This window comes from Flavobacterium sp. FlaQc-48 (assembly GCF_044007335.1).
Lineage (GTDB): Bacteria > Bacteroidota > Bacteroidia > Flavobacteriales > Flavobacteriaceae > Flavobacterium.
The window spans coordinates 210358-232602 of sequence record NZ_JBIPCR010000008.1; the positions used below are offsets into that span (position 1 = coordinate 210358).

At 35.1% G+C, this 22245-nt stretch carries 21 protein-coding genes and 1 tRNA gene; 3 read left to right on the forward strand and 19 right to left on the reverse strand.

Annotated features, from left to right (window positions below):
* Window positions 1–114: 114 nt before the first annotated feature.
* The 17 genes from ACHRWY_RS14785 to mraZ all read right to left on the reverse strand — a co-directional run bounded on the left by ACHRWY_RS14785 (window position 115) and on the right by mraZ (window position 18112).
* The gene (locus ACHRWY_RS14785) at window positions 115–810 is read right to left on the reverse strand and encodes a TauD/TfdA family dioxygenase (RefSeq protein WP_395355659.1); all 696 of its coding nucleotides are present in this window, start codon (window positions 808–810) and stop codon (window positions 115–117) included.
* The gene (locus ACHRWY_RS14790) at window positions 800–1123 is read right to left on the reverse strand and encodes a hypothetical protein (RefSeq protein ID WP_395355660.1); all 324 of its coding nucleotides are present in this window, start codon (window positions 1121–1123) and stop codon (window positions 800–802) included. Before ACHRWY_RS14790 ends, ACHRWY_RS14785 begins: the two co-directional genes overlap by 11 nt.
* Before the next feature lie 95 nt (window positions 1124–1218).
* Window positions 1219–1292, reverse strand: a tRNA-Arg gene (locus ACHRWY_RS14795).
* Between the two features lie 66 nt (window positions 1293–1358).
* The gene (locus ACHRWY_RS14800; protein ID WP_395355661.1) at window positions 1359–1808 is read right to left on the reverse strand and encodes a GatB/YqeY domain-containing protein; all 450 of its coding nucleotides are present in this window, start codon (window positions 1806–1808) and stop codon (window positions 1359–1361) included.
* A 264-nt stretch (window positions 1809–2072) separates the two neighbouring features.
* Window positions 2073–4073, reverse strand: a complete 2001-nt coding sequence (gene ftsZ / locus ACHRWY_RS14805; protein ID WP_395355662.1) for a cell division protein FtsZ — start codon at window positions 4071–4073, stop codon at window positions 2073–2075.
* A gap of 82 nt (window positions 4074–4155) precedes the next feature.
* On the reverse strand, window positions 4156–5577 hold the full coding sequence (gene ftsA / locus ACHRWY_RS14810; protein WP_395355664.1) for a cell division protein FtsA: 1422 nt from the start codon (window positions 5575–5577) through the stop codon (window positions 4156–4158).
* Window positions 5578–5583: 6 nt separating this feature from the next.
* Window positions 5584–6306, reverse strand: a complete 723-nt coding sequence (locus ACHRWY_RS14815; protein ID WP_395355665.1) for a cell division protein FtsQ/DivIB — start codon at window positions 6304–6306, stop codon at window positions 5584–5586.
* The gene (murC, locus tag ACHRWY_RS14820) at window positions 6293–7642 is read right to left on the reverse strand and encodes a UDP-N-acetylmuramate--L-alanine ligase (RefSeq protein WP_395355666.1); all 1350 of its coding nucleotides are present in this window, start codon (window positions 7640–7642) and stop codon (window positions 6293–6295) included. The genes ACHRWY_RS14815 and murC overlap by 14 nt, the downstream gene beginning before the upstream one ends.
* A gap of 153 nt (window positions 7643–7795) precedes the next feature.
* A complete protein-coding gene (murG, locus tag ACHRWY_RS14825; protein ID WP_395355667.1) occupies window positions 7796–8881 on the reverse strand; it encodes an undecaprenyldiphospho-muramoylpentapeptide beta-N-acetylglucosaminyltransferase in 1086 nt (361 codons plus the stop codon).
* A gap of 42 nt (window positions 8882–8923) precedes the next feature.
* On the reverse strand, window positions 8924–10231 hold the full coding sequence (locus ACHRWY_RS14830) for an FtsW/RodA/SpoVE family cell cycle protein (RefSeq protein WP_395355669.1): 1308 nt from the start codon (window positions 10229–10231) through the stop codon (window positions 8924–8926).
* Between the two features lie 82 nt (window positions 10232–10313).
* Window positions 10314–11645 (reverse strand): UDP-N-acetylmuramoyl-L-alanine--D-glutamate ligase, encoded by a 1332-nt coding sequence (gene murD / locus ACHRWY_RS14835; protein WP_395355670.1) that lies wholly within the window; start codon window positions 11643–11645, stop codon window positions 10314–10316.
* Between the two features lies 1 nt (window position 11646).
* A complete protein-coding gene (gene mraY, locus ACHRWY_RS14840; protein ID WP_395355671.1) occupies window positions 11647–12882 on the reverse strand; it encodes a phospho-N-acetylmuramoyl-pentapeptide-transferase in 1236 nt (411 codons plus the stop codon).
* A 49-nt stretch (window positions 12883–12931) separates the two neighbouring features.
* The gene (locus ACHRWY_RS14845) at window positions 12932–14395 is read right to left on the reverse strand and encodes a UDP-N-acetylmuramoyl-L-alanyl-D-glutamate--2,6-diaminopimelate ligase (RefSeq protein ID WP_395355673.1); all 1464 of its coding nucleotides are present in this window, start codon (window positions 14393–14395) and stop codon (window positions 12932–12934) included.
* Complete coding sequence (locus tag ACHRWY_RS14850; protein WP_395355674.1) at window positions 14392–16401, reverse strand: penicillin-binding protein; 2010 nt, start codon at window positions 16399–16401, stop codon at window positions 14392–14394. The genes ACHRWY_RS14845 and ACHRWY_RS14850 overlap by 4 nt, the downstream gene beginning before the upstream one ends.
* Entirely contained in the window at window positions 16392–16739 is a 348-nt protein-coding gene (locus ACHRWY_RS14855; protein WP_395355675.1) for an FtsL-like putative cell division protein, read from the reverse strand. Before ACHRWY_RS14855 ends, ACHRWY_RS14850 begins: the two co-directional genes overlap by 10 nt.
* Window positions 16740–16755: 16 nt before the next feature.
* The gene (gene rsmH / locus ACHRWY_RS14860; RefSeq protein ID WP_395355677.1) at window positions 16756–17664 is read right to left on the reverse strand and encodes a 16S rRNA (cytosine(1402)-N(4))-methyltransferase RsmH; all 909 of its coding nucleotides are present in this window, start codon (window positions 17662–17664) and stop codon (window positions 16756–16758) included.
* Entirely contained in the window at window positions 17639–18112 is a 474-nt protein-coding gene (gene mraZ / locus ACHRWY_RS14865) for a division/cell wall cluster transcriptional repressor MraZ (RefSeq protein ID WP_395355678.1), read from the reverse strand. The genes rsmH and mraZ overlap by 26 nt, the downstream gene beginning before the upstream one ends.
* A gap of 378 nt (window positions 18113–18490) precedes the next feature.
* Between mraZ and ACHRWY_RS14870 the strand changes: the two genes are divergently transcribed.
* Together ACHRWY_RS14870 and yihA are read left to right on the forward strand one after the other, a co-directional pair.
* Entirely contained in the window at window positions 18491–19255 is a 765-nt protein-coding gene (locus tag ACHRWY_RS14870) for an alpha/beta fold hydrolase (RefSeq protein WP_395355679.1), read from the forward strand.
* Window positions 19256–19298: 43 nt separating this feature from the next.
* The gene (gene yihA / locus ACHRWY_RS14875) at window positions 19299–19919 is read left to right on the forward strand and encodes a ribosome biogenesis GTP-binding protein YihA/YsxC (protein ID WP_395355681.1); all 621 of its coding nucleotides are present in this window, start codon (window positions 19299–19301) and stop codon (window positions 19917–19919) included.
* Between the two features lie 99 nt (window positions 19920–20018).
* Here the strand turns inward: yihA and gldC are convergent, their stop codons facing one another.
* Together gldC and gldB are read right to left on the reverse strand one after the other, a co-directional pair.
* The gene (gldC, locus tag ACHRWY_RS14880; RefSeq protein ID WP_395355682.1) at window positions 20019–20357 is read right to left on the reverse strand and encodes a gliding motility protein GldC; all 339 of its coding nucleotides are present in this window, start codon (window positions 20355–20357) and stop codon (window positions 20019–20021) included.
* Complete coding sequence (gldB, locus tag ACHRWY_RS14885; protein WP_395355684.1) at window positions 20357–21313, reverse strand: gliding motility lipoprotein GldB; 957 nt, start codon at window positions 21311–21313, stop codon at window positions 20357–20359. The genes gldC and gldB overlap by 1 nt, the downstream gene beginning before the upstream one ends.
* Before the next feature lie 99 nt (window positions 21314–21412).
* On the opposite strand from gldB, the gene nadE reads away from it, so the two are divergent.
* Window positions 21413–22219, forward strand: coding sequence for an NAD(+) synthase (nadE, locus tag ACHRWY_RS14890; protein ID WP_395355685.1), 807 nt, complete (start codon window positions 21413–21415; stop codon window positions 22217–22219).
* The last annotated feature ends 26 nt before the right edge of the window (window positions 22220–22245 follow it).

Genomic DNA, 22245 nt, shown 5'->3' on the forward strand with positions numbered 1-22245 from the left:
GTTTATTAAAAATTATAATCCAGAAATACATCGATAATTATTTTTTTTCTTAAAGTTTTTAAATGAAATTTAAATATTCTGATTCAGGAAAATAAAACTTGTAGAATTTATTCTTTAACTTACATTAAACCGTATTCTTTTGATGACTCTTTTTGAGTTGATATCTATTTCGTCTCGCCCATGCAAAAATAAATCATTTCTAAATACTATTAAATCTCTTTTTTTTAATTTAATTTTAAATGAATTAGTTTCGAAAATCTTATCCAAATTATTTAATTCTTCTATTTCTTTGTCATTTATCTCTGAAAATGATTCGATAGTTATTCTGTCATAACAAATCTTAAAACTTCCATTATCGACACTTAAAATACTTCTGGACTGATTTCTGAATTTCCATTTTTTATTGAGCAGGTCATGAATTTTAGTCTCAGGTAATTGACTTATTATTTTATCTAAAGAGATAAAGTTATTTGCGCCTTGTTCCTTAATGGCAGGTTCAACACATAAAAGCCCGACACAATTAGGAATTGTATCAAAATCAGCGCAATCAGTATGCAGAGGAAATGCCAGAGGTGAATTTGCGATAGAGGTAAAAAAATTATTTTGCTTAGATATTTTTACATCAAAAATCTCTTGCCTGCAATTGTTTCTATTTTCTTTAACAGCATTACCAATACTATTAATAAATGATTGAAATTCATAATCTAATAAAGGGAAATTTTTTATGAGAATTATGGCTTGTCCTTTTTGTAAGGTTTCAATTATATTTTGATAATTAAAATTTTCAATAAAATCAAAACTAGTTAACAAGTCCGATACCTCCATCAATAAATAAGCTTAATTCATTCTTAGATCCGTTTTTTGGGAAGCTGCTGATTTTTTGTTCCAAATCCTCAATCATTTTAAATTCCCCAAATTCATTTCCACATTTAAAATAATAGCTGCAAGATATTCGCTCTACATTTGCCCCCCATTTGAGCTCTCGATAAACTGGAATTTCAGTTATTTCATGAATCCTTGATAAGAGTTCTCCAATTGTAGAACTTTCACTAATATCAGGAACAGTTAAAATTACAGGCTCTTGGTTGTTAGGGTCCAACTCTGAAAAAAATTCAATTTCCATCTCTTATTTGCTTATTTATTTTAAGTTTTATCTCTTGTGTGACTAATATAAAAAAGCCTGAGAATCTACATTCTCAGGCTTTCAAAAATTTATAGTGACCACGGAGGGGTTCGAACCCCCAACCCTCAGAGCCGAAATCTGATATTCTATCCAGTTGAACTACGTGGTCATTTTTTATTGTAGCCTTATGATTTTAGAATTCAGATTTAATCTGAACTCTAAAATCTAAGTTTCTTTATACTAAAAGTTTCTTTACAATTGTAGAAATTGTTTTTCCTTCAGCTGTTCCGCCCAATTGAGCAGAAGCCAATCCCATAACTTTTCCCATTGAAGCAATTCCGGAAGCTCCTGTTTCTGCAATGATTTTTGCAATTACAGCTTCTACTTCTTCTTCGCTTAATTGTGCAGGCAAGAACTTCTCGATTACAGCAATTTGTGCTAATTCAGGCTCAGCCAAATCAGGACGGTTTTGCTCTGTAAAAATTCTGGCGCTTTCTTTACGTGTTTTAACTAATTTTTGAAGTAATTTAATTTCTTCATCTTCTGATAATTCTTCTTTAGAACCAGATGCGGTTGCAGCTAATAACATTTCAGATTTAATCGCTCTTAATGCTTCTAATGCTACAGTATCTTTTGCTCTCATGGCCGTTTTGATCTCGTCCATGATTAATGTTTGTAAACTCATCTTTTTATTTTTTACCTGAATAAGCTAAGCTTAATCAATTATATTAATTTTAAATTTTATCCTGAGTATAACAATAATCGTTATTTGTCAGGATGAACGAAATCAGCTTTTTTTTGCAATAAGCCTTCTACTTTACTTAAGCTGACCAGATTTTTTATTATACCGCCTTTTTAAGTCAAATTTCTAAATTCTGTGCGAAGATAAAAAAAATAACCCGAAAATTAAATCCAATTTTCGGGTTATCCTAATATTATGATTCCGACCTTAATCTACATTGTCATGCAAAAAGGAATTGTTTGAGCGCAATTGCAAATCATTGTTACTATCAGTTCCAACAGATATTCTTGAATTGGTTGTATTTGATTGATTATTTGAAAGATCTATACCTAATCTTTTATAAGCAGGCTCTTTTTCAAGTTCATCAATTCTGGAAACATTATTGTGGAATTTATAATTAAATTCTTTTAGTTTCTTTCTTCTTTCTTCAGCTCTTAAACGCAAAGTTTCTTCAATTGTCAATTCCATAGGAGAAGCTTCTGAAGTAGTGGTAAACGTTGCTTCACTGGCAAAATCAACTTTTGGTTTCATGGTGATGTTTAATTCCGCAGGAATTACTTCTTCTACCACTTTTTCTACTGGTTTTGATGCCATTAGATCATGCTCCACTTCCATATATTCTTCAAGCGAATACTTGATGATTCCTTTATCCGAAAGTTCTGTAACCGGTACAAATTGTACAGGATCATTAACTTTTATATTACGGGTTTCATTTGATAATTCGAATAAAATCTTATTCTCCTGCTCGGCAACCGGCTCTTTTTTAACTTCCGGCTCTGATCTGAAAAGAGGTAAATCAAATGAAAAAGTAGTTTGTTCTTCTCTTTCAAATGTTCTTTGCTGAACAGGTTTTATTTCCTGGAAAGCCTGAACTTCCGGAGCTGAAATAGTAAAATCGATGTCTGTAATAGGCGACACAATTTCGAATGTTACATCAAGGTTTTTGATAAACTCTGACATTACTACTAATTCATCCTGATTGATTGATGGAGCCACTGCAACCGGAGTAACCGGAACTGGTATTACGGGAGCAACCGTATCAGCAAATGGGGTGTCTTCCATTAAATCAAAAACAATTTTCTCTTCTGATCTCGCAGTAGGTGTTTCAGCATTTAAATCAAAAGAAGTAACCGTTTTATTGGTTAAATTATGAACGCTTCTTTGTTCATCTTCTAACGTATGAATGATTTTTTTAGGTTCCGTATTTACAATTTCGTTTTGTTGTTCAACATCAAAACCTGTTGCAATAATAGTCACGGCAATAGCATCACCCAGAGTTTCGTCTTCACCAACTCCCATGATAATATTAGCATTATGACCTGCTTCTACCTGAATGTGATCATTGATTTCTCCAATCTCATCCAATGTAATTTCGTTTGATCCAGAAACGATAAGCAACAATACGTTTTTGGCTCCTGTAATCTTATTGTCGTTTAACAATGGAGAATCCAATGCCGAAACGATAGCATCTTTCGCTCTGTTCTCACCAGCAGCAACAGAAGATCCCATGATCGCCGTTCCACTGTTTGACAAAACAGTTTTAGCGTCACGTAAATCGATATTTTGAGTATAGTGATGCGTAATAACTTCAGCAATACCTCGTGAGGCTGTTGCCAAAACTTCATCCGCCTTAGAGAATCCTGCTTTAAAACCAAGATTTCCGTACACTTCTCTTAACTTATTATTATTAATGACAATTAACGAATCGACCTGCTTACGCAATTTTTCGATTCCTAACAGTGCTTGTTCCTGACGTACCTTTCCTTCAAACTGAAAAGGAATAGTCACGATACCAACCGTAAGGATTTCTCTTTCTTTGGCTAATTGTGCGATAACCGGAGCTGCTCCGGTACCTGTTCCTCCACCCATACCAGCGGTAATAAATACCATCTTAGTACCACGGTCTAACATTTTTTCGATATCAGCGATACTTTCAATAGCAGATTGCTGTCCTACATCAGGATTTGCTCCTGCTCCAAGACCTTCTGTTAAGTTCATACCCAACTGAATTTTGTTCGGCACTGAACTGTTTTGTAGTGCTTGTGAATCAGTATTACAAACGATGAAATCAACGCCTTTAATACCTTGTTTAAACATATGGTTGATAGCATTACTACCTCCTCCGCCTACACCTATTACTTTGATTACATTTGATTGGTTTTTTGGTAAATCAAATGAAATACTTCCAAATTCTGAGTTGCTCATCATCTTTTTGGTTTTTGAAATTCTTATTTAATACATTTTTTACTTCTTGACTTGGGGCCAATAGTAATTCCTTTTCTCTTTTATTTTATTCTGCGTTGTCTAAAAAATCTTTAATCTTATCGACATATCGGTCAAAAAATGATCTTCTAATTTTAGTTTCCGTAGATTCTTCCTTAGTTGCAGTATTCCTGACTTCTCGGGAATCTTCAATAGTTTCTACTCTTTCAACGTAATTTTCTTCTACTTCGTATCGTTGTTGTACCGGCTGTTGCGGCTGAGCAGGGACATTTCTGTACACTACTTTTGGCTGTTCATTTACAATTTCCATTCTAACAGCACTTTGCGTACTATTTTCGATACTGTTCATTACCAATCCAACTGCAGTTGCAAATAAAGGACTGGAAATTTCTTCGCTTGAATTTCCCGCTAAATGCTCATTTGGATATCCAATTCTGGTATCCATACCCGTAATGTACTCTACTAATTGTTTAATATGCTTTAGTTGGGCTCCACCACCTGTAAGAACAATTCCTGCGATCAATTTTTTACGGGGATCTTCGTGTCCGTAAGCTTTAATTTCTGCAAAAACCTGCTCTACAATTTCTACCACACGGGCGTGAATAATTTTAGATAGGTTTTTAAGCGAAATCTCTTTTGGCTCTCTGCCTCTTAACCCCGGAATAGAAACAATTTCGTTGTCTTTATTTTCCCCCGGCCAGGCCGATCCGAATTTTATTTTTAAAAGCTCTGCTTGTTTTTCGATAATCGAACAACCTTCTTTTATATCGTCTGTAATTACATTTCCTCCAAAAGGGATCACTGCTGTATGACGAATAATACCATCTTTAAAAATGGCTAAATCTGTTGTCCCCCCCCCAATATCAATAAGGGCTACTCCCGCTTCTTTCTCTTCCTGGCTTAAAACTGCATCTGCAGAAGCCAATGGCTCTAATGTCAATCCTGACAACTCAATTCCTGAACTCTGTATACATCTTCCAACATTTCTGATGGATGAAGCCTGTCCTACTACAACGTGAAAACTAGATTCTAATCTTCCACCGTACATTCCAATTGGTTCTTTTATTTCAGATTGTCCGTCAATTTTAAATTCCTGCGGTAAAACGTGAATAATTTCTTCGCCAGGTAACATGGCCAGTTTATTTACCTGGTCAATCAAAAGCTGAATATCTTTTTCGCCAATTACTTCTTCCGGATTATTACGGCTGATGTAATCTGTATGCTGAATACTTCTGATGTGCTGTCCTGCAATTCCAACAACCACATCTTTAATTTTGTAACCTGAATTATTTTCTGCCTCAAGTATCGCTTGTTGTATGGATTGAATCGTTTGCGTAATGTTGTTTACCACTCCACGCGCAACTCCCAGACTTTTGGATTTTCCAATACCCAAAATTTCTAACTTACCATACTCATTCTTCTTGCCAATCATGGCAACAATTTTTGTCGTTCCAATATCTAGACCTACTGCAATGTTATCTTTTTCCATTTTCTATTATTTTGTGCAAACTACTTGTTCCGTAAACCTAAGGTCAATTTTATTGTATTTATATAACGTACTATCTAAAACAGCTTTTTGAAAAAACGCTTTATAGTTTCTAAATTTCTTATCAACATTCATCGTTCTTCCAAAATCGATGACGTAATTATAATTTCTATTAAACATTTTTAGGCTGCCATTAGGCATAATTTGTATTGCAATGATGTTTTTTTTCAAAAACGCATCGTCATAAATTGTGCGAAATAAAGCAGCTAAATCTTCGTTATTTTTTCCATTTATTGCCCCCGAAACAAGAGGAACCCGTGCAGTAAAATTGTCTGATAAGGGCATTTTATTTCCCTCATAATCAATATAAAAAGAGCGATCACCATCATAAACTCGCGCTATTGGTGTCTTCTGTTTTACTACTGCTTTTAGAACGCCATCGATACTTACAAAAACATCTGACTTTTCAATCATGTCCTGCGTATCAAGGTTTTTTTCTATCTTATTCAAATCTACTTCATCTTTTCGGATACTGGAAGCGTCCTTTTTATTTTCTATCAACAATTTATTAACCGTTTCCGGCTTAACAAAAAGCGTATTTTCCCCTACAAAAACAACCATAGATTTTTTCAGTTTTCTATCCCCGTTTCGATGCTGAGCAAAAGAATATAAAAAAAGTACAAGCCCCAAAATGAGTACTAATCTAATATTTGTCCAGTTAAATATTTTCATTGAGCATTTTTTTAATTGACGGAACCATTTCACCAATATCACCAGCTCCTATTGTTACAATTACCGGCGCATCACTGGCTTTAATTTGCGCTAATAAATCGTTTTTTGCAACAATTTTCCTGTTCGAATTCGTCATTTTACCTAACAACCACTCTGATGTAATTCCTTCCATCGGTAACTCGCGTGCCGGGTAAATATCCATTAAAAACACTTCATCAAATTGAGATAAGCTTTCGGCAAAACCATCTGCAAAATCTCTTGTTCTGCTGAACAAATGCGGCTGAAAAACAGCCAATACTTTACGCCCCGGATACAACTCCCTAACTGCCTGATGTACTGCATTTATCTCTGTTGGATGATGGGCATAATCATCAATATAAACTAACTTATCGGATTTAATCTGATAGGAGAAACGTCTTCTGATTCCGCTGAATGAAGCAATGGCTTTTGCAATGGACCCGGTCGGGGTGCCGAAAGTTTTCGCCATAGCAATAGCCATTAACCCATTCATTAAATTATGTTTCCCAGGCAATCCAAAATGCAAATCTTTCATAATTTCTGATGGCGTCTGCACATCAAAAACATAACTTCCATCTTCAATACGAACATTGAACGCCTTATACACAGCATCTTCATTTATAGCACATTGCACTCCTTCAAGCGGCAATTCTTTGGTTATAAATAATTTATTTTTATCTTCTACTTTTGAAGCAAATTCCACAAACGAAGCTTCAATTGCTTCACTTGTCCCATAAATATCTAAGTGATCAGCATCCATAGAAGTAATACAGGCAATGTTGGGATGTAAATGCAAAAACGAACGATCAAATTCATCTGCCTCTACCACGGTTACCGTTTTTCCGTTTCCAATTAGATTTGAATTGTAATTCTCTACAATTCCACCCACAAAAGCTGTAACATCAGCACCGCTTTCATATAAAATATGACCTAAAATACTTGATGTGGTTGTTTTTCCGTGTGTTCCTGCAACTGCAAAACTAAAAGTCCCCTGGGTAATAATGCCTAAAACTTCAGCACGCTTTTTAATTTCGTATTGTCTTTCGATAAAATAATTCCACTCTGAATGCGTTCCGGGAACTGCAGGGGTAAAAATGACCAGTGTATTTTCTACATAATAGTCACCTGGAATTAAACTAATATTATCTTCAAAATGAATATCAATACCACTTTCAATCAATTCGCTTGTCAACATTGATGGTGTTTTATCGTAACCCGAAACCTGTTTCCCTATATTTTTAAAATAGCGGGCCAGGGCACTCATTCCGATACCTCCAATGCCAATAAAGTAAACGTTTTGTATTTGATCTAAATTCATTTCTATTTGTTTTTGAGCCTGTTACAGTCCTTTTATTTTTCTAAAAAGCTAATAACTAAACCTTTGTATTTTTTACTGTTTCAGGAATCAAAAATGCCTAAAATAGCGTTCTATCTTTTTACTGATGTTGTATAATTTTAAGAAAAACTTACATTATAACAACTTTATAATTTCATTGACAATATCTTTTGTCGCATTTGGCATAGCCAGTTTCTTAATATTGGCACTCAATTGTTTTTGCTTTCCGTCATCTTTCAGCAAGGCTTCAAAAACAATACTAAACTGATTGTCCAATTCAGATTCTTTCAATAAAATAGCTCCTTTTGCATTTACAATTGCCTGAGCATTTTTTGTCTGATGGTCTTCGGCTACATTTGGTGACGGAATAAAAATGACAGGCTTCCCTACAATACATAATTCTGAAACCGATGATGCTCCTGCACGTGAAATAATCACATCTGCTGCAGCGTAAACAAAATCCATTCTTTCAATAAAATCAACAACCCTTACATTCTGTTGATTGTGCTTTTTATAATCTTCAAAATATAATTTCCCACATTGCCAGATAACCTGTACATCCTGCGAGAGTATATGATGCAATTCTTTTTCGATTAACTGATTGACTCTTCTGGCGCCTAAACTCCCGCCCAGAACCAGTAATGTTTTTTTATTGGGGTCTAATCCATAAAAAGCAATTGCCTCGTCTCTTTTACTTTCAATATCTATTAAATCCTGACGTACCGGATTTCCAGTCAAAACAATCTTTTCTTTTGGAAAAAATCTTTCCAGATTTTCATAGGCTACACAAATGGCATTGGCCTTTTTACTCAATAACTTGTTTGTAATTCCGGGAAACGAATTTTGTTCCTGAACCACAGTTGGTATTCCTGCCCCTCCAGCTGCCTGCAATAAAGGCCCGCTGGCAAAACCACCTGTTCCTATCACTACATTAGGTTTGAACTGCCTGATAATTCGTCTGGACTCCAGCAAACTTGTTGCCAGTTTTAACGGAAACATCATATTTTGTAAAGTCAGCTTTCTTTGTAAACCTGCAATCCAAAGACCTTTTATTTCATATCCAGCCTGAGGCACTTTTTGCATTTCCATTTTATCTTTGGCACCTACAAAAAGAAATTCAGCATCCGGAAATTGTGCTTTTAATTCATTAGCAATAGCAATTGCAGGATAAATATGCCCTCCTGTTCCACCACCACTTAATATGAATTTATAATTTGTCATATTTTTAAAAGTTATTCGCTTTAAAAATTATTCTTTTTAACCTTATTTATTCAAAACTGCATTCATCGGATTTCTGGAATTATCCTGAATTGAATACATCCCTTCCTCTTCATATATTTCGTCAGCAGGCAAATCTTCTGATAATTCCTTATCTATTAACCGCTGAAGCGCTTCTTTACGTCTTTCTTTTTCTTCCTGCACTTCGGCAATTTCTTCTTCTTTTTTAGTCACGCTAATGATAATTCCAAGAGAAAAACAGGTCATCCAGATCGAACTACCTCCACTACTAATCAACGGAAGCGTTTGTCCCGTTACCGGCAATAATTCTACTGCAACCGCCATATTGATCATCGCCTGAAATATCATAGGGAAACCGAGCCCGACGACGACTAATTTGCCAAATAATGTATTGGCTTTATGCGAGGCTATTACAAATCTGAATAGCAACAACAAATACAAAACCAATATGGATACCCCACCAACCAAACCATATTCTTCTACAATAATTGCATAAATAAAATCAGAAGAAGACTGTGGTAAAAAGTTTTTCTGAACACTTTTTCCCGGTCCTAACCCTCCTAATCTTCCGGATGCTATTGCAATTTTTGCTTTTTCAATCTGATAATCATCTTCATCCGGTTTATCAGTGGTAAAGTTCATGATACGGCTTTCCCAAGTTGACACCCTGCTAAAGAATCTCGAATCCGGAAAGGCTTTGGCTACCAAAAGAAAAAACAATAACATTCCAACCCCTGAACCAATGATAAAACCAATATATTTTAATGGATATTTACCAATAAACGTCAACATAATCACCATGGAAAAAATCAACGCTGTGGTCGAAAAGTTCGCCGGCAGAATAAGTGCCAATGTAATAAATACCGGTAACCAAAGTTGTACCAAGGAAACCTGAAAAGGTTCGTCTTCTTCTCTGGTTTTAGACAAATATCTCGCAACAAATATGAACAATATACTAGCTGCCAAAGTTGACGTTTGAAACGTTATGCCAATAAAAGGTACCTGAATCCATCGACTTGCATTTGCTCCGGCAATTACAGTTCCTTTTAACAACGTATAAAGCAATAAAAACCAAACTACAGGCAAAGCTATTTTTGAAATCGCCCTAAAATAATGATAAGGCACTCTGTGAACCCAATAAATAATCAAGAAACCAATACAAACGTGAGCCAAATGTTTTACCAAATACCCTAATGTATTTCCCGTTCCGTGACCAATATATGCCAAATTACTACTCGCACTAAAAACCGGCATAAACGAAAACAACGCCAATAAAGCCACGAATGACCATATTACCCTATCTCCTTTTAATTTGTTTACCAGCTCTTTCATAATCTTTTCTTAGTTTCAGGTTTTTCTTGTTTCAGCTTTCAGGCTCCCACATAACGTGAAACCTGAAACCTGAAACTTTTTTTTACAAGTTGTGTACCGCTTGTTTAAACTGCTTTCCTCTGTCTTCATAGCTTTCGAACAAATCAAAACTTGCACAGGCCGGAGACAATAAAACAGCATCACCTTTTTCTGTTAAGCGTTGTGCTGTTTTTACAGCGTCAGTCATATTATTCACTTCTACCATAATATCAACCACATTTCCAAAAGCATTGATAATTTTATGATTATCAACTCCAAGGCAAATAATTGCTTTTACTTTTTCACGAACCAATGACATTAATTCGTTATAATCATTTCCTTTGTCAACTCCCCCAACAATCCATACTGTAGGCACATTCATACTATCCAAGGCATAAAATGTAGCGTTTACATTGGTTGCTTTTGAATCATTGATATATTGAACATTCTGAATTTTTAGTACGGTTTCTAAACGGTGTTCAACACCTTGAAAATTAGATAAACTTTCGCGGATTGTTGCATTTCTAATTTGCATCAATTTCGCTACAGAGCTTGCTGCCATTGCGTTTTTCATGTTATGTTTTCCTTCTAACGCAATGTATTCTGTTTCCATTGTAAACTCTTCTTGGTTGATCTTTATTTCCATTTTGTTGTTATTTATAGAAGCCCCTTCATCGAATTGTTTAGTCAATGAAAAAGGAATTAATTTTGCTTTTGTTGTATTATTTTTTAACCATTCTGCAATTGCCTCATCATCTGCATCGTAAATAAGATAATCGGTTTCAGTCTGATTCATTGTTATTCGAAACTTTGAATCGATGTATTTTTGATATTTATATTCATATCGGTCTAAATGATCCGGACTAATATTGGTTATAATAGCAATATCCGGTCTGTAATCTATAATCCCGTCAAGCTGAAAACTACTAAGTTCTAAAACATAGGCATCGTATTTATTTTCAGCTACCTGCCAGGCAAAACTTTTTCCGATGTTTCCTCCTAAACCAACATTCAAACCTGCTGATTTCAACAAATGATGCGTTAACATCGTTGTCGTTGTTTTACCATTACTACCTGTAATTCCAACTGTTAGTGCTTCTGTAAAAGGCTTCGCAAATTCTATTTCAGAAATCACTTTTACTCCGGCTTCGATCAGCTTTTTTACTATGGGAGATTTCTCTGGAATTCCCGGACTTTTCATGACCACATCGGCATTCAAAATCAGGTCTTCGGTGTGCTGCTCTTCTTCCCAGGCAATTTTATTGATGATAAGAACTTCTTTATAACTTTCTTTTATTTTACCAAAATCAGATACAAAAACATCGTATCCTTTTTTCTTCCCCAGAATAGCGGTACCTACACCACTTTCTCCTCCTCCTAATACTACCAATCTCATCTTATCTAAGTTTTAAAGTAACGATTGATAATATGGCCAACATGATTGCAACAATCCAGAATCGGGTTACAATTTTACTTTCATGATATCCTTTCTTTTGATAATGATGATGCAATGGCGACATCAGAAAAATTCTTCTGCCTTCACCAAAACGTCTTTTTGTATATTTAAAATAAGCGACCTGAATAATTACCGAAGCACTTTCTGCCAAGAAAATACCACAGAACAAAACGATCAATATTTCTTTTCTAACTGCAATTGCTAAAACTGCAATTATTCCTCCAATAGTCAAACTTCCTGTATCACCCATAAAAACAGAAGCCGGAAAAGAATTATACCATAGGAATCCTATCAGGGCACCTACAAAAGCAGATATAAAAACAGTCATCTCTCCCGAATTGGGGATATACATAATATTTAAATAATTAGAGAATATGATATTCCCCGAAAGAAATGTAAATATACCAAGTGCCAGGACAGATATTGCCGACGTTCCTGCAGCGAGTCCGTCAATTCCATCTGTTAGATTTGCTCCGTTGGAAACCGCTGTAATAATAAAAATAACAACCGGAATAAAAACCAACCAAGCCCATTTCTCATAGCCATCACCTAAAAATGATAAAACTTCAGCATAATCAAATTCATTATTTTTTACGAAAGGAATTGTGGTTGCTGTTGATTTTTCTTCAACTGGAGCTGGTAAAACTACAGTCGTATTTGTAGTCGAAGCTTTATAAATATCTGTTCTTCCTGTATCTGTCCTAACAGTAACAGCAGGATTAAAATAAAGAACAGATCCTACTATAATTCCTAAACCAACTTGTCCGATAACTTTAAAAATTCCTTTAAGACCTTGTTTGTCTTTTTTGAATATTTTAATATAATCATCCACAAAACCAATTGTTCCCATCCATAAAGTGGTTACAATAAGCAAGACGATATAAATATTATGTAAACGGGCAAATAACAAAACAGGCACCAGCGTTGCAAAAATGATAATAAGCCCTCCCATTGTTGGTGTTCCTGCTTTTTCATTTTGACCTGCAAGACCTAACTCACGAACGGTTTCACCAACTTGCTGATTACGCAGGAAGTTAATAATCCTTTTTCCGTAAATTGTTGACAGAAGCAACGAAAGCATGAATGCCAACGCCGATCTGAATGTGATATACTGAAAGACTCCTGTCCCCGGTATATCAAGTGTTTTGTCTAAATACTCAAATAAATAGTATAGCATATCTCTTGTTTATTTGTTTTTCTTTGTTTTAAAATATTCAGCTAAACAGTTATTTGTTTAATTGATCTAAAATTTCTTTTACAGTCTCCATATCGTCAAAATGATGACGAACTCCGTTTATTTCCTGATAGGTTTCATGACCTTTACCGGCAATCAGAATAATATCATTAGACTGAGCCAATTGACAAGCTGTTTTAATTGCCTGCTTTCTATCTGTAATTCTTAATATTTTTTTATAATTATGGGCTTCAACTCCTTTTTCCATTTCGTCCAGAATCGCTTCAGGATCTTCATTTCGGGGATTATCAGAAGTTAAAATTGCTTTATCACTAAGATCTGTTGCAATTTTAGCCATAATTGGTCTTTTTGTTCTATCTCTGTTTCCGCCACACCCTACAACCGTAATCAATTGTTCGTTTTTGGTACGGATGTCATTAATCGTTTTTAAAACATTATCCAGTGCATCCGGAGTGTGTGCATAATCGACAATTGCCGTGATATTACCTTCTGAAACTATATACTGAAAACGCCCTGAAACACTCTCTAAATCAGACAGTAAACGCAATGCCTCAAGACTATCCAACCCTAACTCTATAGCCGTTCCATAAATAGCCAAAACGTTGTAAGCATTAAAAGTCCCGATTAGTTTTACCCAAACTTCATTTTCGTTTACTTTTAATAATAATCCCGACAATTGACTTTCTAAAATCTGTGCTTTAAAATCGGCATAAGACTTTAGGGCATAAGTTAATTTTCTGGCAACTGTGTTTTGCAACATCACGGGACCATTTTTATCATCTATATTAGACAATGCGAAAGCCGTTTTTGGCAATGAATCAAAAAACGATTTTTTTACATCTCTATATTCTGCAAACGTTGGGTGATAATCTAAATGATCATGCGAAAGGTTTGTAAAAATTCCGCCTACAAAATGCAAAGCTTCTGTACGTTTTTGATGAATTCCGTGTGAACTCACTTCCATAAAACAATGTGTCACTCCACTTTCAACCATTTCATTTAAGTAATGATTTATCGTTATCGAGTCAGGAGTCGTGTGTGTTGCTTTATATTCCGTTTGATCCACCATTATTTTTACAGTCGACAATAAACCAACCTTAAAACCTGCTTTTTCAAACAACTGAAACAATAATGACGCAATAGTTGTTTTTCCGTTTGTTCCCGTAACACCAACTAATTTTAATTTTTCAGAAGGATTTCCAAAATAATTAGCTGCCATAAAAGCCAATGCTGTATTGGTATCTTTTACTTTAATATACGTAATTCCTTTTTCAACATGCTCTGGCAACGTATCGCAAATAATTGCGATTGCTCCCAATTGAATTGCTTTTTCTATATAATCATGACCATCAGAAAGCGAACCGCGAATGGCTACAAAAACATCCTTTTCTTCAATTTTCCTTGAATCAAAATCAATTTTATGTATATCGATTTCCGTTGAACCTGTTACAGATTCAATAGCTACTTTATATAATATGTCTTTCAGTATTTTCACGATAATTCTAATACTATAGTTCTGTTTTTACTAATATTTTCTCCAGCTTGCAAAGACTGTTTTTTTACTTTTCCTACTCCGTTTACTTTTACTTTTAAACCTAAGTTCTCCAGTAAAGCAATAGCATCCATTCCAGGCATTCCTTTTAAATCCGGAATCTGGCTTGGTTTTTTTCTTGATTCTACATCGTACTTATCGTAACTGATTTCTTGTTTGGTAATTTTAGAATCCAGTTGCTTAATTTTATTTGTCGATGGCGCATCTGTAAATATTTTTTGGGCAATTCTTTTAAAAACCGGCCCCGCAACATCTGCTCCGTAATAATTATTTTTAGACGTATTGGGCTTATGAACTACTACAATACAAGAATATTTTGGATGGTCTGCAGGAAAATATCCCACAAAAGAAGAAGCGTAATACAATGCCGACTTTCCTTCTTTCCCTCCATAGTTTACTTGTGCCGTTCCTGTTTTACCAGCCATCGAAAAATCTTTCGAATACAACTTTGATCCTGTCCCTTTTTTAACCACATTTAGCATAACTGCTTTTAATTTTTTAATGGTTTCCTGCGAACATACCCTTGGATTGATTACTTCAACATCAAATTTCTTGATGGTTTTGTTCCACTCTTTAATTTCGGAAACAAATTGTGGTTTTACCATGACACCATTATTGGCAACTGAGTTATAAAATGCCAGGGTTTGCATTGGTGTCACCGAAACTCCGTAACCAAATGCCATCCACGGAAGCGAAACTCCTGACCAGTTTTTATCTCCCGGATGCGGAATAATTGCTCTTCCTTCTCCCTGAAAATGCAATCCTAATGTTTTATGCAATCCAAAATTTTTAATATGATCCACAAATTTTGACGGATTACTTTTGTAATTCTCATAAACCGCCTGAACCATTACGGTGTTTGATGAAAGTTCAAAACCGCGGGCTAATGAGATTTTCCCGTAACCTCCTCTGTGCGAATCACGAACTGCACGTCCGTAATACCTAACTTCTCCACCTTTACTATCAAAAACAGTACTTGTATCGGCCACTTTATCTTCTAAAATAGCCATCAAATCAACCAATTTAAAAGTAGATCCGGGTTCATGAGATTCTGCTATAGCGTAATTTGTGGTTTCATAATACGATCCGTCTTCTGCCCTTCCTAAATTCGAAATCGCTTTTACACGGCCTGTTTCTGTTTCCATTACCACCACACAACCATGATCGGCCTCGTATTCTTCAAGCTGTTTCAATAAGGCGTGATGTGCAATATCCTGAATAAAAACATCAATTGTTGAGATTACATCAAAACCATCCTGAGGATCAACTTCATTGACATCGCGTATCGGCTTCCACTGTCCTTTGGCAATTTTTTGTTTTAAAATCTTACCGTCTTTTCCGTTCAGATAACTTTTAAAAGCCCACTCAATTCCTTTTCCTACTTCAACTCCTGTGGCCGGATCAATACGATCGTATCCAATTGTTCTTTCAGCAATTTTTCCTATTGGATGTTTTCTAACCGTTTCCTGTTCGATTATAATCCCGCCTTTAAAAGCCCCAAGATTGAATAATGGAAATCCTTTTATTTTTACATATTCAGTATAACTTAAATTACGGGCAATTAAATAGTAACGATTTTTATTTGCCCTTGCTTTTCTTAGATCTTTTTCGAAATAACTTCCTGATTTATCTAAAACCGTTGCCAGCGAATCTGATAATGCTTTTACATATTTCTCAAAAGTTTCTGTTTTTGGCGCTTTAGCATCAAATCGAATCTCATAATTAGGGATTGAGGTTGCCAGTAAACTTCCGTCAGCAGAATAGATATTTCCTTTGTTAGCCGGAATCACAAAATTTCTAACGGTACGTTGTTTCGCCAATTTTCTATAATGATCTCCCTCAACCCATTGAATATTGGTTAACTTAACAACAATAGCAATTGCCATCACAAAGATGAAAACTGCTACGAGGTAAATTCTGTAGGATATATTTTTATCGTCTACTGCCATATTCTTTTAAAGAAACTTTTTTCTTCTTCTTTTTTAACTTCTATTTTAACCGGTGGGACCGTTGATGGATAAATTTGTTTTTCAAGCATTTTATCCGAGATGGTCGATTCCATTTTTAATTTCATTAATTCTGAACGTCGATCTACAAATTCAGATCTCAGTTCTTTCACTTCATTATTGAGCTTTGCTATTTCAAAAACCTTTTGTTCGTATCGCTGCGTATTGGCAATCATCAGAATAGCGAGCAGAATTATAAAAACAATGAAGCGCCAGTTTTTCACTGCATCATCGTTAATCAGAAACCTTGCTTTTAATATTCCAAATACTCCACTCTTCATTTTTTCTACCTATATATTATATCTTCTCAGCAATTCTCAATTTTGCACTTCTTGCCCTGTTGTTGATTTTTATTTCAGCATCGTCCGGAACAATTAATTTCCCAATGGTTTTATAAGGAACAGAAAAGTTTCCAAAAAAATCGCGTTCAGGCTCTCCTTCAAACATTCCGTTTTTAATAAATCTTTTTACCAGTCTGTCTTCTAAAGAATGGTATGATATCACTGAAAATCTTCCTCCCGGATTTAAAATCTCTAACGATTGCTCGATAAATTCTTTTAAAACATCCATTTCCTGATTTACCTCAATACGAATCGCCTGATAAATCTGGGCCAATATCTTATTTCGAACTCTTTCCGGTAAATATTTCGCCAGAACGTCTTTTAATTCATCTGTGGTTTTGATAGGCTGATGCTCTCTGGCCTCTACAATAGTTCTTGCCAAAACGGGCGCATTCTTCAACTCCCCATAATCAAAAAAAACACGACGTAAATCCTGTTCTTCATATTCGTTCACTACACGATAAGCATTTAAATCATTTTTTTGACTCATCCGCATATCAAGTTCGGCATCAAATCTGGTAGAGAACCCTCTTTCCGGAACATCAAACTGATGTGATGAAACCCCTAAATCTGCTAAGATCCCGTCAACACTTTTTACACCATGAAAACGAAGAAATCTTTTTATAAACCTGAAGTTTTCATTAATTAAGGTAAACCGCTCATCCGGCAATGCATTTGCCAGCGCATCTTCATCCTGATCAAAAGCAAATAACTTTCCGTTGGGACCTAGTCTTTTCAAAATCTCTTTTGAATGACCACCGCCACCAAACGTTACATCTACATAAATGCCATCAGGTTTAATATTTAAACCATCAACTGTAGGATGAAGTAAAACCGGATTATGATATTCCATTGTCGTCGTCATTAATATTTCCCATTACTTCTTCGGCTAAATCTGCAAAATCCATATCTTCGCCGCTTATTGATTTTTCGTATAAATCTTTATCCCATATCTCCACAATATTAACCGCAGATGAAAAAACCACATCTTTAGAAATACCTGAAAAAGCTACCAGGTCCTTTGGAACCAATAACCTTCCTAATGCATCAATCTCTACCATTTTAACACCGGCAGTAAATCTTCGAATGAAATCATTGTTTTTTTTTACAAAACGATTCAGCTTGTTGATTTTTTGCATCATCAGGTTCCATTCTTCCATTGGATACAACTCTAAACACGGTTGAAAAACAGAGCGCTTCAAAACGAATCCGTCCTGAAGAGAAGAAGCCAATTGCTTTTTTAAGGGCGCAGGCATCATTAGCCTTCCTTTAGCATCGACTTTACACTCATATGTTCCAACAATTGTGTTCAAGAAAAATACCTTAATATGTTATACAGCAAAAATATAAAAAATATTACCACATTTTACCACTAAATACCACTTTGTTAATAAGTTTAACCACTTTTACCCCACCTGCTTTAATTTATAGACAATCAATACTTTAACTTATAATTAGTTTAAATACAACATCGATTAAAGATCAAAAAAATTATGCACTATATTTCTTAAAAAATTAATTATAATGCAGTTTTCTTAACATTTAAGAAACACACCAAAAACACCCATAAAAGCTGATTTTTAAATAGTTAGAAATTCTACTAAAATTATCTAGTTAAAAAACGGTACCAAAAATTCATTTTTATTTATTAAACCCTATATTTGTCCCAATTGAAATTGGCATTAAATTAAATGGACAAACACTACAAAAAAGAAGGCAAATACAGCTATTATGAAGCTGGAGAAGGAACTCCTATCGTTATTTTACATGGCTTAATGGGAGGCCTTAGTAACTTTGATGCTGTAGCAGAATATTTCCCAACAAAAGGATACAAAGTTGTTATCCCGGATTTGCCAATATACACCCAAAGTATTTTAAAAACGAACGTAAAAAGCTTTGCAAAATACGTAAAGGATTTTATCACTTTTAAGGGTTACGATAAAGTTATACTGTTAGGAAATTCTTTAGGAGGACACATCGCACTTTATCATACTAAATTGTATCCCGAAAAAGTAGCAGGACTTGTAATTACAGGAAGTTCAGGACTTTACGAGAGCGCCATGGGCGACAGTTACCCTAAAAGAGGGGATTATGAATACATCAAAAAGAAAGCTGAAGATGTATTTTACGACCCGAAAATTGCAACTCCCGAACTTATCGACGAAGTTTACGCAACCGTTAACGACCGTATCAAACTGATCAAAACCCTAACGATTGCAAAAAGCGCCATTCGTCATAATATGGCTAAGGATTTACCAAAAATGACAGTAGAAACCTGTATTATTTGGGGTAAAAATGATGCTGTAACCCCACCGAATGTTGCTGAAGAATTTGATAAATTATTGCCTAATTCAACCTTGTATTGGATTGACAAATGTGGACACGCTGCTATGATGGAGCACCCTCAGGAATTTAATGTAATTCTTGAAGAATGGCTCGTTAAAAAGAATTTATAGCACTAAACTTTCGACTTTTAAGAAGGTTTTAAAATCAAAAAACATGAAAATTACTACTGCCGAATTCATTATCAGCAATTCTGAAGTTGCAAAATGCCCGAAAGATTTTTTGCCTGAATATGCTTTTATCGGAAGATCAAACGTAGGCAAGTCATCATTGATCAACATGCTTACCAATCATAAAAACTTAGCCAAGACTTCAGGAAGACCGGGAAAAACACAATTAATTAATCATTTTAAGATTAACAACAATTGGTTCTTAGTCGATTTACCGGGGTATGGTTATGCTAAAGTATCAAAAAAAACAAAATCGGTTTTTCAGCAATTTATTACAGATTACTTTGAAACCCGAGAACAACTGGTTTGTGCTTTTGTTTTGATTGATATTCGCCATGAAGCTCAAAATATAGACATCGAATTTATGTCGTATATGGGCGAAAGCGAGATCCCGTTTTGCATTATCTTCACCAAAGCAGATAAAATAAGTAAAACGAAAATTGACTCACATATTGCAGCATACAAAAAACAAATGTTTGCCAATAACTGGGAAGAAATGCCTCATTATTTCGTAACCTCAGCTACAGAACAGACTGGAAAAGACGAAGTTTTAAAATATATAGACGAAGTAAATCAGGAAGTTTTTAAAAACAATAGCGAATTCTAGACAATAGAATGAAATGTCAAAAATAAAAAAATCCCAAATTCAGGTTTTAACCCGGATTTGGGATTTTTTATGAGACCTCTTTATTGGGATTGTAATTTTTTACTGCTTAGTAAGCTCTAGTTTTTCTGCAAAATAATCGCAAAAATCTTTCATAGTGTCCGCCATTTTCTCATCATCTGTAGCACGTTTAAAAGTATCGGACATTGCCACTAAAGTCTGGTGAAAGAAAATTTTCATCTCGTCTACCGGCATATCTTTTGTCCACAGGTCAATACGCATGCTTTCTTTTGCTTTGCTATCCCAAATAGACAACATGATCGCTTTTGCTTCTTCGGCTTCTACTCCACCATCTTTAGCTGTCCATGATAATTTTTCCGGAACGCGATTTTCGTCTAATTCTATATTGAATTTAATTTCTGATTTTATTGTATCTGACATTATTTCTTAGGTTTATATTTTGATTTTTCAAAGATTTCCTTTGCATCTGTTTTTAATAATTCCGGCAAAGTTACATTATTATTTTTCATGTACGCCCGTACCATCTGCCAGCCAATCCAGGCTCCAACTCTGCCCGGCGTATCATTATCGATCTCTAAATAGAATTTAGAAAACGGTGCCGGTGTCATAAAACGGGTAGTAAGCTTAGGATCTTCATTGTACAGCAATTCATTTTCAATGAAAAAACGCCACATATACGCTTCATTCTCTTCACACCATTTTATTTGCTCCGGTGTATACCCTATTTTTTCTGCATCTGTATATCCGGGTATAAGGAGATCTTTTGCATACAATTGTTTCCCTGCAAAAACCATTTGAGAAACCAAATTTTTATCCGGAGAAACCGGAATGTTTCTATAAGTAAAACTAGAAACCACATCAGGCATAATCTGTTTTTCTTCGAAATTCTGTTTCAGGTAATTTGGAAACTCATAAAACTTATGGTCCTTTCCTAAATACAACTCTAATGCTACTATTACCAGACTATCTGCGTAAATTGCTTTAGCATTATAATCCATTTCTCCAATAACTGTAATTACTTTAGGCGTTTTGGTTTTGGGAAAATAATATTTTACGTGCTGAAAAAGGGTATTGAACTCCTGACGAACCGGTTCAAAATTACTATACTTTTTTTGCACTTCACTATACACCTCTCTCCAAAGCGGGTCCTGCATTTTCTTCAGCCAGATATTATCATCATTTCCTGCCGGAAAAAAGAAAGGATATTGCTTTTTTACCTTATCCAGATCTTCTGGCCTGGTTTCGAAAAACACCTTATCAAAGCGTTCAACTTTAACATCAACCGGAATTTCTTCGACTTCTTTTTCTACTTTAGTTTTTTGATCACAAGACAAAAAAAACAAGCACAGAACCACTGCAAAGCGATAAATTTTCATTTTATTTTAATTAGATTTGTGTTGCACTAATTTAAGCAAACATGCACTTAAAAATATTTGTGCAAATATACATCCCTGTATCTTAAAACTTGAACTATTATGGCTAAAAAAAGTACTATTCAGACAGAAAAAGTAAATACCCACATTGTAGAGTGGCTAAAAGATTATGCTAACAATGCAAAAGCAAACGGATTTGTAATTGGAATTTCAGGCGGAGTTGATTCTGCTGTTACTTCTACATTATGCGCCCAAACAGGTTTGATCGTTTTATGTGTCGAAATGCCAATTCACCAAGCTGCAAATCAGGTTTCAAGAGGAAGAGAACATATTGAACAATTAAAGAAACGTTTTCCTAACGTTTCGAATGTAGAAACTGATCTGACAAGCACTTTTGAAGCTTTTAAGAGCGCTGTACCGACATCAAAAGATTCAACAAAAGTTAATTTATCGTTAGCCAACACCCGTGCACGCCTGAGAATGACGTCATTATACTATTTAGCCGGAATTCACGGGCTATTAGTTGCCGGTACAGGAAATAAAGTAGAAGATTTTGGCGTAGGTTTTTACACCAAATATGGAGACGGAGGAGTCGATTTAAGTCCGATTGCCGACCTTATGAAATCAGATGTTTATGCTTTGGGACAGTTTTTAACAATTCCGGAATCAATTTTAACAGCTGCTCCAACAGATGGATTATTTGGAGACAATCGCACCGATGAAGATCAATTAGGGGCAAGTTATGACGAACTGGAGTGGGCTATGTTAGCCGCGGAATCAGGAAATACGGTATCTGACTTCACTGGGAGAGAAAAATCTGTCTTTGAAATTTATAAACGTTTAAACACCAACAACAAGCATAAAATGGCTCCAATACCCGTTTGTGAGATCCCAAAAACGTTAAAATAATTTTTTTAACATTTGTCTGCAATTAA

Bases quoted from the DNA above. Each gene is read 5' to 3' on its own strand.
- ACHRWY_RS14830 (WP_395355669.1), bottom strand. From the start codon at position 10,231: ATGAAAGAGCTGGTAAACAAATTAAAAGGAGATAGGGTAATATGGTCA.
- gldC (WP_395355682.1), bottom strand. From the start codon at position 20,357: ATGTCAGATACAATAAAATCAGAAATTAAATTCAATATAGAATTAGAC.
- ACHRWY_RS14800 (WP_395355661.1), bottom strand. From the start codon at position 1,808: ATGAGTTTACAAACATTAATCATGGACGAGATCAAAACGGCCATGAGA.
- mraY (WP_395355671.1), bottom strand. From the start codon at position 12,882: ATGCTATACTATTTATTTGAGTATTTAGACAAAACACTTGATATACCG.
- ACHRWY_RS14815 (WP_395355665.1), bottom strand. From the start codon at position 6,306: ATGAAAATATTTAACTGGACAAATATTAGATTAGTACTCATTTTGGGG.
- murC (WP_395355666.1), bottom strand. From the start codon at position 7,642: ATGAATTTAGATCAAATACAAAACGTTTACTTTATTGGCATTGGAGGT.
- ftsA (WP_395355664.1), bottom strand. From the start codon at position 5,577: ATGGAAAAAGATAACATTGCAGTAGGTCTAGATATTGGAACGACAAAA.
- murG (WP_395355667.1), bottom strand. From the start codon at position 8,881: ATGACAAATTATAAATTCATATTAAGTGGTGGTGGAACAGGAGGGCAT.
- yihA (WP_395355681.1), top strand. From the start codon at position 19,299: ATGAAAATTACTACTGCCGAATTCATTATCAGCAATTCTGAAGTTGCA.
- ACHRWY_RS14855 (WP_395355675.1), bottom strand. From the start codon at position 16,739: ATGAAGAGTGGAGTATTTGGAATATTAAAAGCAAGGTTTCTGATTAAC.
- ACHRWY_RS14870 (WP_395355679.1), top strand. From the start codon at position 18,491: ATGGACAAACACTACAAAAAAGAAGGCAAATACAGCTATTATGAAGCT.
- murD (WP_395355670.1), bottom strand. From the start codon at position 11,645: ATGAGATTGGTAGTATTAGGAGGAGGAGAAAGTGGTGTAGGTACCGCT.
- ACHRWY_RS14850 (WP_395355674.1), bottom strand. From the start codon at position 16,401: ATGGCAGTAGACGATAAAAATATATCCTACAGAATTTACCTCGTAGCA.
- gldB (WP_395355684.1), bottom strand. From the start codon at position 21,313: ATGAAAATTTATCGCTTTGCAGTGGTTCTGTGCTTGTTTTTTTTGTCT.
- ftsZ (WP_395355662.1), bottom strand. From the start codon at position 4,073: ATGATGAGCAACTCAGAATTTGGAAGTATTTCATTTGATTTACCAAAA.
- nadE (WP_395355685.1), top strand. From the start codon at position 21,413: ATGGCTAAAAAAAGTACTATTCAGACAGAAAAAGTAAATACCCACATT.
- ACHRWY_RS14790 (WP_395355660.1), bottom strand. From the start codon at position 1,123: ATGGAAATTGAATTTTTTTCAGAGTTGGACCCTAACAACCAAGAGCCT.
- rsmH (WP_395355677.1), bottom strand. From the start codon at position 17,664: ATGACGACGACAATGGAATATCATAATCCGGTTTTACTTCATCCTACA.